The sequence below is a fragment of the Pseudoduganella plicata genome (assembly GCF_004421005.1).
Taxonomy (GTDB): domain Bacteria; phylum Pseudomonadota; class Gammaproteobacteria; order Burkholderiales; family Burkholderiaceae_D; genus Rugamonas; species Rugamonas plicata.
On the sequence record NZ_CP038026.1, the window covers coordinates 2,888,021 to 2,901,751 of the forward strand.

A 13,731-nucleotide genomic window follows, 5' to 3' on the forward strand; every position below is an offset into this window, starting at 1 on the left:
TCCTCTTATCTGTCAGTGAAAAGTTGCACGTGCTCGATGACGGGGCCCAGGGCCAGCGCCGGCACGTAGTTCAGGACGCCGACCAGCACCACGACGCCGATCAGCAGCACGACGAACAGCGGTCCATGGGTCGGCATCGTGCCGCCGCTGGCGGGCAGCCGCTGTTTGCGCGCCAGCGAACCGGCAATCGCCAGCACCGGCACGATGACGGCGAAGCGGCCAAACCACATCGCGATCGCCAGCATGACGTTGTAGAACGGCGTGTTGGCGGACAGGCCGGCGAACGCACTGCCGTTGTTGTTGGCCGCCGACGTGAAGGCATACAGCACCTCGGAGAAGCCGTGCGCGCCCGGGTTGGCGATGCCGGCGACGCCGGCCGGCGCCGTCACGGCAATCGCCGTTCCCGTCAGTACCAGCACGGGTGTGGCCAGGATCGCCAGCGACATCATCTTCATTTCGTAGGCCTGGATCTTCTTGCCCAGGTATTCCGGCGTACGGCCGATCATCAGGCCGGCAATGAACACGGCCAGCATCGCAAACACCAGCATGCCGTACAGGCCCGTGCCGACGCCGCCGAAAATGACTTCGCCGAACTGCATCAGCAGCAGCGGCATGGCTCCACCCAGCGGCATCAGCGAATCGTGCATCGCGTTGACGGCGCCGCAGGAGGCCGCGGTCGTGACAGCGGCAAACAGGCTCGATGCGGCGATGCCGAAGCGGGTTTCCTTGCCTTCCATATTGCCGCCGGACTGCAGCGCGCCGGCCGCCTGATCGACGCCAAGCGCGCTCAGCCCGGGGTGGGCCTGCTGCTCGGCGCCGACCAGGAACAAGGTGGCAAGCACGAACACGATCGTCATCGCGGACAGCACGGCCCAGCCCTGCCGGCTGTCGCCGACCATCCGGCCAAACGCGAAGCACAGTGCCGTCGGAATCAGGAAGATCGCGATCATCTGGGCGAAGTTCGACAGCGCCGTCGGGTTCTCGTAAGGGTGGGCGGAATTGGCGTTGAAGAAGCCGCCGCCGTTGGTGCCCAGCAGCTTGATGGCTTCCTGCGAAGCGACGGGCCCCATCGGCAGCGTTTGCGTGCGGGCGGTGCGCTGCTCCATGACCGGCTCGCCGGTGCTGTCCTGCAGCGGGTTGCCGTCGGCGCCCGCCTTGGGTACCGAGTAGGCCACCGGGTCAACCAGCGCCACGTCTTTATAGCCGGCGAAGTTCTGGATCACCCCCTGGCCGACCAGGAAGACGGCAAACAGCAGCGACAGCGGCAGCAGCACATACAGCGTGGAGCGCGTCACGTCCACCCAGAAATTACCGATCGATTTGCCCGAGCGCGCGGCGAACCCGCGGATCAGCGCAAACACGACGGCCATGCCGGTCGCCGCCGAGAAGAAGTTCTGGCCCGCCAGCGCGACCATCTGGGTCAGGTAGCTCATCGTCTGCTCGCCGGCGTAGCCCTGCCAGTTGGTATTGGCGACAAAGCTGACGGCCGTGTTGAAAGACGAATCCGGACTGACGGCGGCCAGTCCCTGCGGATTGAGCGGCAGTACGCCCTGCAGGCGCTGGACTCCGTAGACGAACAGCGTTCCCAGGGTATTGAACAGCACCAGCGCGATGGCATACGAGCGCCAGCCGGTATCCTTGCCCGTGTCCACGCCGGCCACGCGGTACAGCGCCCGTTCGGCGCGGTGCAGCCATGCCAGGCCGCGGATGGGCGCTGCGCCCTCTCCTACCATGGCCACCAACGCGCCCAGCGGCCAGGCCAGCACCAGCAGCGCGAGCAGAAACACGGTCAGCAGCGGCAGCAACGACAGCGATGCCTGGGCGGTCATAAGTCCTCCGCCTTCAGCAATGCAAACAGCAGATACACCAGCAGCGCCGCGGCGACCAGCGCGCCGGCCAGGTAAACGGGCAGATGAGCGCCGCTCATGGCCGGCCCTCCAGCTTGCCGCAGCCGGCGGCGAGGCCAAGCACCAGCGCCGCGAAGGCGCCGATCAAGGCGATATAGGCGATATCCAGCAGGATGTCCATCGGGTTCCTTTCCAGGTCTGTTTCGATCCTGGCAGGTTATCGACGAGCCCCTAAAAACGGGGTAAAGAGTTGAAGCGCTGCTGTAAACAAGGTATAAAAACGAAAAAGACTGGATGTTTGTACAGTATTTGGCGACAATAGCAGGCTTGCCCTGCAGTGCCAGCGTCGCATTTTCGGCAGCGAGGTGGCGCCGGGATTCCTTCCCGGTCCGCAGTTGCGGATAGAATGCGCAGGCATCCGGCCACGAGGCCCCCATTCAAGAATTGCAATATTTATAGTATGGCCACTAAAAAACCTGTTTCCGATTACAGCGAATCATCGATCCGCGTCCTGAAAGGACTGGAGCCCGTCAAGCAGCGCCCGGGCATGTACACCCGCACGGAAAACCCGCTGCACATCATCCAGGAAGTGATCGACAACGCCTCGGACGAGGCGTTGGGCGGCCATTGCAAGAACATCGTCGTCACGCAGAATGCGGACGGCAGCATCACGGTCGAAGACGACGGCCGCGGCATTCCCGTCGGCCTGCACCCGGAAGAAAACGTGCCGACGGTGGAAATCGTCTTCACCCGGCTGCACGCGGGCGGCAAGTTCGACAAGGGCTCGGGCGGCGCGTATGCGTTCTCCGGCGGCCTGCACGGCGTGGGCGTTTCCGTCACCAACGCGCTGTCGAAGCGCCTGGAAATCTCCGTCTGGCGCAAGGACGACAAGGGCAACGGCTTCCACGCCCTCGCCTTCGAGAACGGCGACCTGGTCGAACCCCTGACCTCAACGCCAGCGCCGAAGGACGGCAAGAAGTCCGGCACGCGCGTGACCGCCTGGCCGGCCGCGAAGTATTTCGATTCGCCGCTGATCTCGCAGGTCGAGCTGCAACGCCTGCTGCGTTCCAAGGCGGTGCTGCTGCCGGGCGTCACCGTTACGCTGAAGAATGAAAAAACCGGCGACTCGCAGACATGGCAATACAACGACGGCCTGCGCGGCTACCTGACGGAAGCGCTGGCGCAGACGGGCAATGGCGAAACGGTCGTGCCGCTGTTCGAAGGCGAGCAGTTCGCCGGCCCGGACGCGGAAGGCTTTGCCGAAGGCGAAGGCGCGTCGTGGGTGGTGGCGTGGACGGAGGAAGGCGCGATCATCCGCGAATCCTACGTCAACCTGATCCCCACCCCGAACGGCGGCACGCACGAATCGGGCCTGCGCGAAGGCCTGTTCGGCGCGATGAAGAATTTCGTCGAGCTGCACTCGCTGCTGCCGAAAGGCGTCAAGCTGTTACCCGAGGACGTGTTTGCGCGCGCCTCCTTCGTGCTCTCGGCCAAGGTGCTCGATCCGCAGTTCCAGGGCCAGATCAAGGAGCGCCTGAACTCGCGCGACGCCGTGCGTCTGGTCGCCACGTACTCGAAGCCGGCGCTGGAGCTGTGGCTGAACCAGCACATCGACTGGGGCAAGAAGCTGGCCGAACTCGTCATCAAGCAGGCGCAGTCGCGCCTGCGCTCGGCCCAGAAGGTCGAGAAGAAGAAATCGTCCGGCGTTGCCGTCCTGCCGGGCAAGCTGACGGACTGCGAATCGTCCGACGTATCGCGCACGGAAATCTTCCTCGTCGAGGGCGATTCGGCGGGCGGCTCGGCCAAGATGGGCCGCGACAAGGAATTCCAGGCCATCCTGCCGCTGCGCGGCAAGGTGCTCAATTCGTGGGAGACGGACCGCGACCGCCTGTTCGCCAACAACGAAATCCACGATATCGCCGTGGCCATTGGCGTCGATCCGCACAGCGCGACCGATACCCCGGACCTGTCGGGCCTGCGTTACGGGAAAATCTGCATCCTGTCCGACGCGGACGTGGACGGCTCGCACATCCAGGTGCTGCTGCTGACGCTGTTCTTCCGCCATTTCCCGGCGCTGATCCAGAACGGCAACATCTGCATCGCCCGTCCGCCGCTGTACCGCGTCGATGCGCCGGCGCGCGGCAAGAAGCCGATCCAGAAGCTGTACGCGCTGGACGACGGCGAACTGACCGCCATCGAGGACAAGCTGCGCAAGGACGGCCTGAAGGACGGCAGCTGGTCGATCTCCCGCTTCAAGGGCCTGGGCGAGATGAACGCCGAGCAGCTGTGGGAAACGACGATGAACCCGGACACGCGCCGCCTGCTGCCCGTGGCGCTGGGCGACTTCCAGCACACGGAAGCGGCCGCCCGCTTCAATATGCTGATGGGCAAAGGCGAAGCCGCCGCCCGCCGTGCATGGATCGAAGAACACGGCAACGAAGTCGAAGCGGACATTTAACGGAACACGTACTCACATGACTCAACAAGCAAATCTCTTTGACGAGCCGCAGCCGAATAACAGCAGCGGCGGCAATGGCGGCGACGGCGTCGAAACGCTGACCCTGTCCACGTTTGCCGAACGCGCCTACCTCGATTACGCCATCTCCGTCGTGAAAGGCCGCGCCCTGCCCGACGTGTGCGACGGCCAGAAGCCCGTGCAGCGGCGCATCCTGTACTCGATGAACGAGCTGGGACTGAACGCGGCGGCGAAGCCGCGCAAGTCGGCCACCGTCGTCGGCGACGTGCTGGGTAAATTGCACCCGCACGGCGACCAGTCGGTGTACGACGCGCTGGTGCGCATGGCGCAGGACTTCTCGCTGCGCTACCCGCTGATCGACGGCCAGGGCAACTTCGGCTCGCGCGATGGCGACGGCGCCGCGGCGATGCGTTACACGGAAGCGCGCCTGACGCCGATCGCCCGCCTGCTGCTGGACGAAATCGGCCAGGGCACGGTGGACTTCATTCCGAACTACGACGGCTCGACGGAAGAACCGGCGCTGCTGCCGGCGCGCCTGCCGATGGTGCTGCTCAACGGCGCATCCGGTATCGCTGTCGGTCTCGCCACCGAGATCCCGTCGCACAACCTGCGCGAGGTGGCCGATGCGGCCGTGGCGCTGATCCGCAACCCGAAGCTGACGCATGCGGAGCTGATGGCCATCGTACCCGGCCCCGACTATCCGGGCGGCGGCCAGCTGATCACCCCCGCGGCGCAGGTGGCGGACATGTACGCGTCCGGCCGCGGCAGCATGAAGGTGCGCGCGCGCTGGAAGATCGAGGAACTCGCGCGTGGCCAGTGGCAGGCCGTCGTGTACGAACTGCCGCCAGGCACCTCGTCGCAGAAAGTGCTGGAAGAGATCGAAGAGCTGACCAACCCGAAGGTCAAGCTGGGCAAGAAGGCGCTGTCGCCGGACCAGCTGGCACTGAAGGCCATGGTGCTGGGCGCGCTCGACACGATCCGCGACGAATCGGGCCGCAACGCGCCCGTGCGCCTCGTGTTCGAGCCGAAGTCGAAGAACCAGGACCAGAACGAATTCATGCTGATGCTGCTAGCGCACACGTCGCTGGAAACCTCGGCGCCGATGAACCTCGTCATGATCGGCGGCGATGGCCGGCCGCGCCAGAAGGGCCTGTACGACATCCTGTCCGAGTGGATCACGTTCCGCTTCGCCACGGTCACGCGCCGCACGCAGTTCCGCCTGAGTAAAGTCGATGACCGCATCCATATCCTGGAAGGGCGCGAGACGATCCTGCTTAACATCGACGAGGTCATTCACATCATCCGCAATTCGGATGAGCCGAAGGCCGCACTGATCGCCCGCTTCAACCTGTCGGACCGGCAGGCCGAGGACATCCTGGAAATCCGCCTGCGCCAGCTGGCACGCCTGGAAGCGATCAAGATCCAGCAGGAGCTGGCCGAACTGCGCAAGGAAAAACAGGGTTTGCAGGACCTGCTGGACAACCCGTCGTCGATGAAGCGCCTGATCATCCGTGAAATCGAAGCGGATGCGAAGACGTTCGGCGACGCGCGCCGCACGGTCATCGAGGAAGCGCAGCGCGCCGTGGTCGAACAGAAGATCGTCGACGAACCCGTGACCGTCATCATTTCGCAAAAGGGCTGGGTACGCGCCCGTACCGGCATCGGCCACGACCGCGCCCAGTTCACGTTCAAGGCCGGCGATGCGCTGCACGATGCGATCGAATGCCGCACCGTCGATACGCTGCTGGGGTTCGGCGACAACGGCAAGGTGTATTCCGTGCCGGTGGCCGCGTTACCCAACGCGCGCGGCGACGGCGTGCCGATCACGACGCTCCTTGACCTGTCGGGCGGCGCACGTCTGCTGCACTACTTTGCCGGGCCGGCTGCCACGCAGCTGCTGCTGGCATCCGACGCGGGCTTCGGCTTCATCGCCAAGGCGGGCGACATGGTCAGCCGCCTGAAGGGCGGCAAGTCGTTCATCACTCTGGACGATGGCGCGAAGCCGCTGGCGCCGACAATCGTCGCACCGGATGCCAGCGCGATTGCCGTCATTTCCGAAAAGGCCCGCCTGCTGGTGTTCGGCATGGACGAAATGAAGGTGCTGACCAACGGCGGCCGCGGTGTCACGCTCATCGAACTGGAGCCGAAGGAAAAGCTGGTGGCCGCGCACGCGATCACGCAGAAAGGCGTCACGGTGCAAGGTATCGGCAATGCGCAGAAGGCGAAGGAAGAGCGCATGGGACCTGGCCTGCTGCAGGAGCACTTCGGCAAGCGCGCCCGCAAGGGCAAGGCGATGCCGACGCGGATCAAGCCGACCGGGTTGGTGCCGAACAGCTGATACGGGTGAGTATCTGAGGAGGAGCACTGTGTGGCGCGACGCGCCACACAGTACTTTTTTTATGCCGCGCGCAGCGTCCGCCGTGGCGTCATCCGCGCCAGGTAGCGCTGCGCGGCGGCGCGTCCGGCCTGATAGCGGGCGCGGATGCCGGCTTCCGAAAAATCGTGGTCGCCGCCCTCCGCGGCCGGTCCGCTGGCGATCACGTGCAGGTTTTTCAGCGCACGCCGGCGCATCAGCCATTCGAATGCGGGCGTGCCTTCCACCGGCGTCCCTGCCGTGACCGATTCCAGCTTGTCGAGCATGGCCAGGAAGCCGTCCAGCCCCGCACTGCCGCCGTACTCGGTCCAGAAGCGGTTCTGGTATTGCAGCGCCAAGGCGCGCGTCTGCACTTCGCGCAGGTTGGCCGGCGACGACTGGCCGTCCGTCGGGAACAGGTCGACAACGAAAATCGGCAACGAGTCGATCTCGTCAGGCTCCAGCAGGTTCAGGAGCGCGTCGATGGGCGTGTTGCTGAACAGGCCGCCGTCCCAATAATCGGTGCCGTCAATGCGGGTGGCAGGGAAGCCCGGCGGCAGGCTGCCGCTGGCGACAATGTGCGATGGCGTCAGTTGCGCGCGCACGGACTTGTGATGGCCGCCATCCGGATGCGCGCCTTCCCCGGTGTGGTTCGAGAAGGTCGTCAGGCCGCCCGTGTACAGGCTGGTCGCCGTCACGCCGATGCGGATGTGCTGCGGATCGTTCAGCTGGCCGAAGTCCAGGTGCGATGCCAGGGTCTGCAGCATCGGGCCGGTCGTGCAGTAGCTGTTCCAGTTCCGCATATTCCACACGTCCAAGCGTGACTGCCAGAAGTTCGGATTGCCCAGCAGGGAAAGGTCGCTCTGCTTGTTGGCCGGCAGCCAAGGCAGGGTGGGCAGCGTGATCGCCTCCCATATGCCGTTCAGGCTGGCGGTGATATCGCCCCCTTTCGCACCGGCGATCGACGCCGCATTGATGGCGCCGATCGACACGCCCGTCACCGCGGTCGGATGCCAGCCATCCTCCAGCAATGCCGCCACCGCACCGAATTCAAACGCCCCCAACGCACCGCCGCCTTGCAGAATCAACCCCATCGACTTTTTCATTGCCGCTCCATCACAGTAAAGGAAGCGTTAGATTGCTCGATGGCATTTCCTCGATATTGACTTGTATCAACTGCCAGTTGGCGACGCGCACCTCCCTCTTGCACAGGGCAGATGGGTGTCGCCAAAAACAACAAAAGCCGCCGCCCGCGCATGGCGGGACGGCGGCTTTCAGTCAGCGCGGCAGGTTAGTGCTTGGCTGCTTCTTTCTTCACATCGGCGTTGGCCTTGGCGACAGCTTCGTCGGTCTTGGCGGCGGCCAGTGCTTTTTCCTTGTCGGCTTCAGCCAGCTCTTTCGAGACCTTGGCGTTTGCCTTGGCATTTTCCTTGGCGGCTTTCGCTTCGGCGCCCGCAACTTTCTTGTCGGCCTTGGCTTGCGCTTTCAGCTTGTCTTCCGGATCGGCGTCTGCCACCTTCTCGTTGGCTTTGACGTATTCCTTGTCGGCCTTGTGAGCAGCCTTGGCTTTCTTCTGGTCAGCCTTGTGCTGGGCCTTCGCTACGTCCTCGTTGACGTCCTGAACTTTCTTGGCTTCCTTGTTCTGGGCCTTGGCGATATCTTTTTGTGCGTCAGCCTGTGCCTCGGCGACGTTCTGGTTCACTGGCGCGGTGTTGGTCTGCGCGTGAGCAGCAGTAGCGATAACACCGGCGATCAGGGTTGCGAGCAGTTTATTCATGATTTGGCACCTTTCAATGTGGTTTGCGTTGTTTTCTTCTTGTCACGTGATCAGAATAAACTTTCCAGGCGCCATCAACCGTGCGCTACCGTACATTGAAACATTTTGTTGCCTTTCTTACTTTAATTGCTTCGCGGACGCGAATACAGGTCGATGGTCTGGCCGATCGCTTCAGCGCAGACGGCGCAGAACGCTTCGCTGCGGTCGAACATCAGACACTGCTGCTGCGAACGGTAACAACCCGTCGCTTCATAGTTGGCGCCTTCGAACGCCCCAATGGCCTTGCCATGCGGCGCCTTCGAGAACAGCGCATTGGTCCATGCCAGGTCGTCGCGGAACAGCCGGTTCATTTCGCTCTCGGGGCGGTTGTCCTTGCGCAGCTGCGCGCGTACCTTCTGATACTCGCGCGAGTGCGCCTCGTACTCGGCCTTCGGCCATGGCGTCGGCAACGGCGTACCGGGGGTCACGTGGCGCCGCCATTTGATGTTGGCCGGGTCGCGCAGCGCCGTCACGTTCGGCTCCCACGGCTCCATGCGCTCGCCGCTCGACTGGTATGCCACCGGCGACGTGTAATACTCGTCCGCCAGGCCGGCGAAGTGATGGCCGAATTCATGCACGAACAGGTAATTGGCCCAGTCGTTGTTGGCCGCTGCAGTGCTGAACTGGCCGTAGATGCCGCCGCCGCCGTAGGTATCGTTGTTGACCAGGATCTCGATGAACTCGTAGGGCGCGTGCTGGGCGATGTCGCGCAGCGCGCGGTTATCCGTCGTCAGCACGTAACGCTCGCTGCCGAAGATGTCGTAGCGCGTGTTCAGCGCGGACGCGTGGTGCGTACCTGTCGACGGCCGGCTTACGCCCGACTCCTGCGTCGGCACCGCCAGCGCCCAGACATTGAAGTCCGCCGCACGCTCGCGAAATGGCGAAACGGTGAACAGATAGTCGGCCAGACGTTTGGCCGACTGCTCGAATTTCTTCATCTCGGCGCGCGTGTAGCCATCGCCCAGGATCAGCAGATCGACCTTCTGCGGCGACGGCCCGGCAACGCGGATCGGGATGGGCCGCGCCGGCGCCGGCGGCTGCTTGCGCACGACGTCCAGCGCATCGGTGTCGATATCGGCGCTCCAGACGATGGAAAAGGCGTTGCGCTCGTCGCGTTTCAGGATGCGTACCTTGACGGGGCGGTCCGGCTTCGGAAACCGCACCGACTCGCCGAACGCACGGCTGGCCTTTGCCGCCTCCTCCGTGCTGCGCCATTCGCCGAAGATCGTCGAAAACCCGCGCGAATACAGCAGCTGTCCCGTCTTCGCATCCACCACCTCGACCCGGTTGATGCCGCGGTCCGTGTCGTCGATGGTGCGGTCCATCGCGCCCGGCCACGGCAACGGCTCGATGACGACCCGTTCCAGCGCGTAGGTTTCGGCCAGCGCATTGCCGCTGTGCAGATAATCGACCCGCACGGTGGCCGGCTGCGCGGCGCCGGCGGAAGCGGCAATGGCTGCCAGGAAGGCAGTGGCCAGACTACGGATAAAACGCATGGTGTCTCCTGGATGTCACGCTAGGGCGCGGATGGCGGCTATTGTATGCCGCTGTCCCGCCCACGGTACAGCAGCGGCTTGCCGGGGACGCAGAAGCACGATACCCTTTCATTACGCCCATTCAAACCACGCGCCGTGCCCTACGCCCATCCCAACGACCCCGAACAACTGCGCACCTGGCTGCTGGGTGCGGCCCGCAAGGATGCACAGGCGTTCCAGGCTCTGTACCTGGCCACGTCGCCAAGGCTGTTCGGCTTCGCGCTGCGCATCCTGCCCCGGCATGAGCTGGCCGAAGAAGCGTTGCAGGATGCCTTTGTCGCGATCTGGCATGCCGCCGGCCGTTATGAGGCCAGCGGGGCAGCACCGATGTCGTGGATGACGACGGTCGTGCGCGACAAGGCGTTCGACATCCTGCGCCGGCTCGATGCCAGGCCCGACGTCGACGTCGCGCAGTTCGAAGCCGACATCCTGAACGGCCTGGAGGACAAGGCACTGGACCCGGCGCTGGCAGCGCGCACCAGCGGTGAAGCCCGGACGCTGGCGTTCTGTCTGGCGACGCTGGAAAAGACCCAGCGCCAGGCAATCGCGCTGGCCTACTTTCACGACATATCCCATGCAGAGGTGGCGCGCCAGCTGGCGCTCCCTATCGGCACCACCCGGACCTGGATCCGGCGCGGCCTGGCGACTTTGAAAACGTGCCTGGCGCGGGAGGCGGCGTGAGCATGCGCGCCGCCATACGCAGCAACCCGGAACTGCGCGACCGGCTGGCTGCCGAGTACGTCCTGGGCACGCTGAAAGGCGGGGCGCGGCGGCGCTTCGAAAGCTGGCTGCATGACGATGCGGCCTTGCGCCGGCTCGTCCAGGAATGGCGCGCCCGCCTGGAACCGCTGGCGGAACTGAGCCCGCCGCGGGCGCCGCGGGCCAGCGTATGGCGCGACATCGAAGCACGCCTGCACCTGGCACCGTCGCCGAAGCGCTGGCAGCTGTGGCACCGCGACCCGCTGCAATGGTGGCGCACGCTGGGCCTGACCGGCACGGCGGCCACCGCGGCGCTGGCCATCGTGCTGGCGATGCAGCGGCCGGCGCAGCAGGTCGACACGGTAGCGGCGCTGATGAACGAGCGCGCGCAGGCCGCGCTGCTCGCTACGGCGGATCACCGCAACGGCGTGATCGCCGTAAGGCTGCTGGGCGACACCCTGGTCCCGGACGAGCGCACCTTGCAGCTGTGGGCCATCACGCAGCAGGGTACACCCCGCTCGCTGGGCATCCTGGACGACAGGGGCAGCGCCCAGCTGCCCGTCAATGACCGGGCCCTCGGCAGCGATGTTGCGCTGCTGGCCGTCAGCGTCGAGCCCAAGGGAGGCTCGCCCAATCCCAACGTGCCCACCGGCCCGGTGCTGTACCGCGGCGGCTGGGTGCGGCTGCAGTAACGCACCGCGCCACGTCAGCGGTACTTGTACAGTGGCCGCGGAATATCGATGGGGCGGATATCCAGACGGATGTTCAGCACGGAATACGCTTCGGCGATGCCGGAGATGTAGCCCACGCTTTCCGGCGTCTTCGAGAAGCGGAACTCGAACCCCACCTCCGGTGTCGTGCTGCGCGGATTGCCGCTGGCGACACCGATGGCCTCCTCCTGGTCGCTGTCGATCAGCCGTTCCATCAGCTGGACGACCGCATAGTTGCCAAGGATGTCGTTGCTGTAGACGGGGCCGCGCAGCGCCGTACGGCCCGCTTCGATCCGGCCTCCCGCCTTGTCCGGCGCCGGCGTGAAGCTTTGCGTGATGATGTTGAAGCGGTCGCCCCGGTCCAGGTAGCTGATGCGCACGTTGCTGACATTGAAGTCCGGCCTGGACTTGTCCCATACCGCCTGCGACGTGTCGATCAGGAGGCCACCGCTGTAGCCGATGACCTCGACCTCGCGCTGGGCGTTGATGACCAGCGCGCTGTCTTCGTCGATGCCCAGTCCCAGCTTGTAGTTCTTGGTCAGCATGGCTGGAATCATGCGCGCGAAGCGGCCTCGTACCAGCAGGTGCTGGTCGACGAACACGTCGTCGCCGATGAAGCCGAGACCGGGCGCGATCTCCTGGCCGTCCGTGATCCCGTTGCGCAGCATCGGCAGGATGGCGCGCGGGTTGTGGAACATGGTGCTGCTCATGATGGCGGCGCCGGCGCTGGTCCCGGCCACGACACCGCCGCGCCGGTACAGGTCCCAGACCGCTTCCAGCGCCGCCGTGCGGGTGCCGTCCTCGCGCACCAGCGCCTTGGTGATGCGGCTCTGGTCGCCGCCGGCGAAATACACGCCGCCGGATTTGCGGATCTTTTCCGCCAGCGCCGCGTCGTCGGCCGCCTTGCGGTAGTCGCTGCCGGCCAGGCGTACGGCGACGGGCACGGCAAAGGCGTCCGCGCCGTATTTCTTCAGATAGCCGATGATGATCTCGGCAGCCCGCTCCGGCGTGCCGGACGCGGCCGGAAAGACCGCGATACGGGCGCCCTTGCCGCCGGCGAGGTTGACGATTTTCTGCCAGACGTCCGCGTTATCGCCGCGCAGGCCGCCGCCGATGATGACGAGCGAGCCTTTCGCGGCAGGCAGCGGCTTCTCGGCGGCAGGTGCCTCCGTCGGCGGCTTCAGGATGTCGGGTTCCTGGGCCAAGGCAGGCCCTTGTCCCAACAGCACAATTCCAGCGAGGATGCCAACCTGGATTGTTGCGAGTGCATGCCTGCCCGCATGTACCGGCGACCGCCACGATCTGAACGACACCTTCTCCATGCATCCTCCTAGTCTTGTAACGCGCCGCGGCGTCCGAACGCCCCGGCAGGACCGAAGCGCCCGTTATCTGCGGTCAGGGAACCTGCGACCTTCCGCGAGGGAGGCAAAGTTCGCCATCCGGCGCCCGTTCAACAGTACGAGTGTGGACGACGTGCCGATGCCGCGCAGGTTGGCGCTGTTCCGACACGCTGGTCGCCGTCGACATTGATGCCTTGATCGGTTGTACGCCGGTCGGGCCATTGTCTGTTCCGCCCCTGACGACGCGACAGGTACGACGGCCGCCATGCCAGAAATGACAGTGTTTTCACTTTACGCACGTCCGTCTGAAAACTCAACCAGGGCGCGCGTGCTTATCCCGCAACGCCCCGGCATGGGGCCGAAAAGATGGCAGGCAGCTACGCTGCACCGCTGCCATGCGGTGTTATTCTGCCATGGTGCGGTAGAGATCGGGGAGGTAGCGCTCCATCAGCGCGTCGGCGAACGGCGTCGGTGCGAAGCCGTAGCGCGCGTACAGGTCCGATGCCGTCGTCGTCGTCAGCATGAAGCGGCGCACCGTCTGCAAGCCGGGATGCGCCATCACCGCATCCATCAGGCGCGTGCTGTGGCCCTGGCCGCGATGGGCCGGCAGCACGAAGACATCGAGCAGGTAGGCAAACGTGGAGTAGTCGGTAATGACGCGCGCGAAGGCCACCTGGGCGCCACCGGCATCGTACACGCCGAAGCACAGCGAACCGTCGATCGCGCGCTGCAGCACGCCGCGCGGCATGCCCTGCGCCCACGTCGATTCCTCGCCGAGGAAGCAGTGGATCATGCCGACATCGAGCCGGTCCCTGTCGGTATCGACTTCGAATGGGCCAGTCATCGCGAATACTCCTGTGCCGAGTCCTGCATGATCGCTTTCGTCAACAAAAATACAACAATAGCATCGTGACAGGCCGCAGGCCAGCAAAAGGCCGCCGGGCGGCAAACGTTG

General features: G+C 65.0%; 11 protein-coding genes. 4 read left to right on the forward strand and 7 right to left on the reverse strand.

From position 1 onward, the window contains the following. Nucleotides 1-5 precede the first annotated feature (5 nt). The gene (gene kdpA, locus E1742_RS12560) at nt 6-1,829 is read right to left on the reverse strand and encodes a potassium-transporting ATPase subunit KdpA (protein ID WP_134385260.1); all 1,824 of its coding nucleotides are present in this window, start codon (nt 1,827-1,829) and stop codon (nt 6-8) included. Further along, complete coding sequence (locus E1742_RS12565) at nt 1,826-1,927, reverse strand: potassium-transporting ATPase subunit F (protein WP_134385262.1); 102 nt, start codon at nt 1,925-1,927, stop codon at nt 1,826-1,828. Before E1742_RS12565 ends, kdpA begins: the two co-directional genes overlap by 4 nt. A 380-nt stretch (nt 1,928-2,307) precedes the next feature. Here E1742_RS12565 and E1742_RS12570 point away from each other — a divergent pair, with 380 nt between their 5' ends. Both E1742_RS12570 and parC read left to right on the forward strand, forming a co-directional pair. Further along, nucleotides 2,308-4,305: a DNA topoisomerase IV subunit B gene (locus tag E1742_RS12570; protein ID WP_134385264.1), complete on the forward strand. Its 1,998-nt coding sequence runs from the start codon at nt 2,308-2,310 to the stop codon at nt 4,303-4,305. A 16-nt stretch (nt 4,306-4,321) separates the two neighbouring features. Continuing rightward, on the forward strand, nt 4,322-6,661 hold the full coding sequence (gene parC, locus E1742_RS12575) for a DNA topoisomerase IV subunit A (protein ID WP_134385266.1): 2,340 nt from the start codon (nt 4,322-4,324) through the stop codon (nt 6,659-6,661). 59 nt (nt 6,662-6,720) lie between these two features. On the opposite strand, the gene E1742_RS12580 is transcribed toward parC, so the two are convergent. From E1742_RS12580 to E1742_RS12590, 3 genes are all read right to left on the reverse strand, one after another. After that, nucleotides 6,721-7,782, reverse strand: a complete 1,062-nt coding sequence (locus E1742_RS12580; protein ID WP_134385268.1) for a patatin-like phospholipase family protein — start codon at nt 7,780-7,782, stop codon at nt 6,721-6,723. Between the two features lie 185 nt (nt 7,783-7,967). Next, nucleotides 7,968-8,453: a hypothetical protein gene (locus E1742_RS12585; protein WP_134385270.1), complete on the reverse strand. Its 486-nt coding sequence runs from the start codon at nt 8,451-8,453 to the stop codon at nt 7,968-7,970. Nucleotides 8,454-8,575: 122 nt separating this feature from the next. Continuing rightward, entirely contained in the window at nt 8,576-9,988 is a 1,413-nt protein-coding gene (locus tag E1742_RS12590) for an IgA Peptidase M64 (RefSeq protein WP_134385272.1), read from the reverse strand. A gap of 135 nt (nt 9,989-10,123) precedes the next feature. Here E1742_RS12590 and E1742_RS12595 point away from each other — a divergent pair, with 135 nt between their 5' ends. After that, complete coding sequence (locus E1742_RS12595; RefSeq protein ID WP_134385274.1) at nt 10,124-10,708, forward strand: sigma-70 family RNA polymerase sigma factor; 585 nt, start codon at nt 10,124-10,126, stop codon at nt 10,706-10,708. Nucleotides 10,709-10,710: 2 nt separating this feature from the next. Next, nucleotides 10,711-11,418, forward strand: a complete 708-nt coding sequence (locus E1742_RS12600; RefSeq protein ID WP_134385276.1) for an anti-sigma factor — start codon at nt 10,711-10,713, stop codon at nt 11,416-11,418. 14 nt (nt 11,419-11,432) lie between these two features. On the opposite strand, the gene E1742_RS12605 is transcribed toward E1742_RS12600, so the two are convergent. Together E1742_RS12605 and E1742_RS12610 are read right to left on the reverse strand one after the other, a co-directional pair. Next, entirely contained in the window at nt 11,433-12,641 is a 1,209-nt protein-coding gene (locus tag E1742_RS12605; RefSeq protein ID WP_371860218.1) for a cyanophycinase, read from the reverse strand. 538 nt (nt 12,642-13,179) lie between these two features. Next, nucleotides 13,180-13,620 (reverse strand): GNAT family N-acetyltransferase, encoded by a 441-nt coding sequence (locus E1742_RS12610; RefSeq protein ID WP_134385279.1) that lies wholly within the window; start codon nt 13,618-13,620, stop codon nt 13,180-13,182. Between the last annotated feature and the right edge of the window lie 111 nt (nt 13,621-13,731).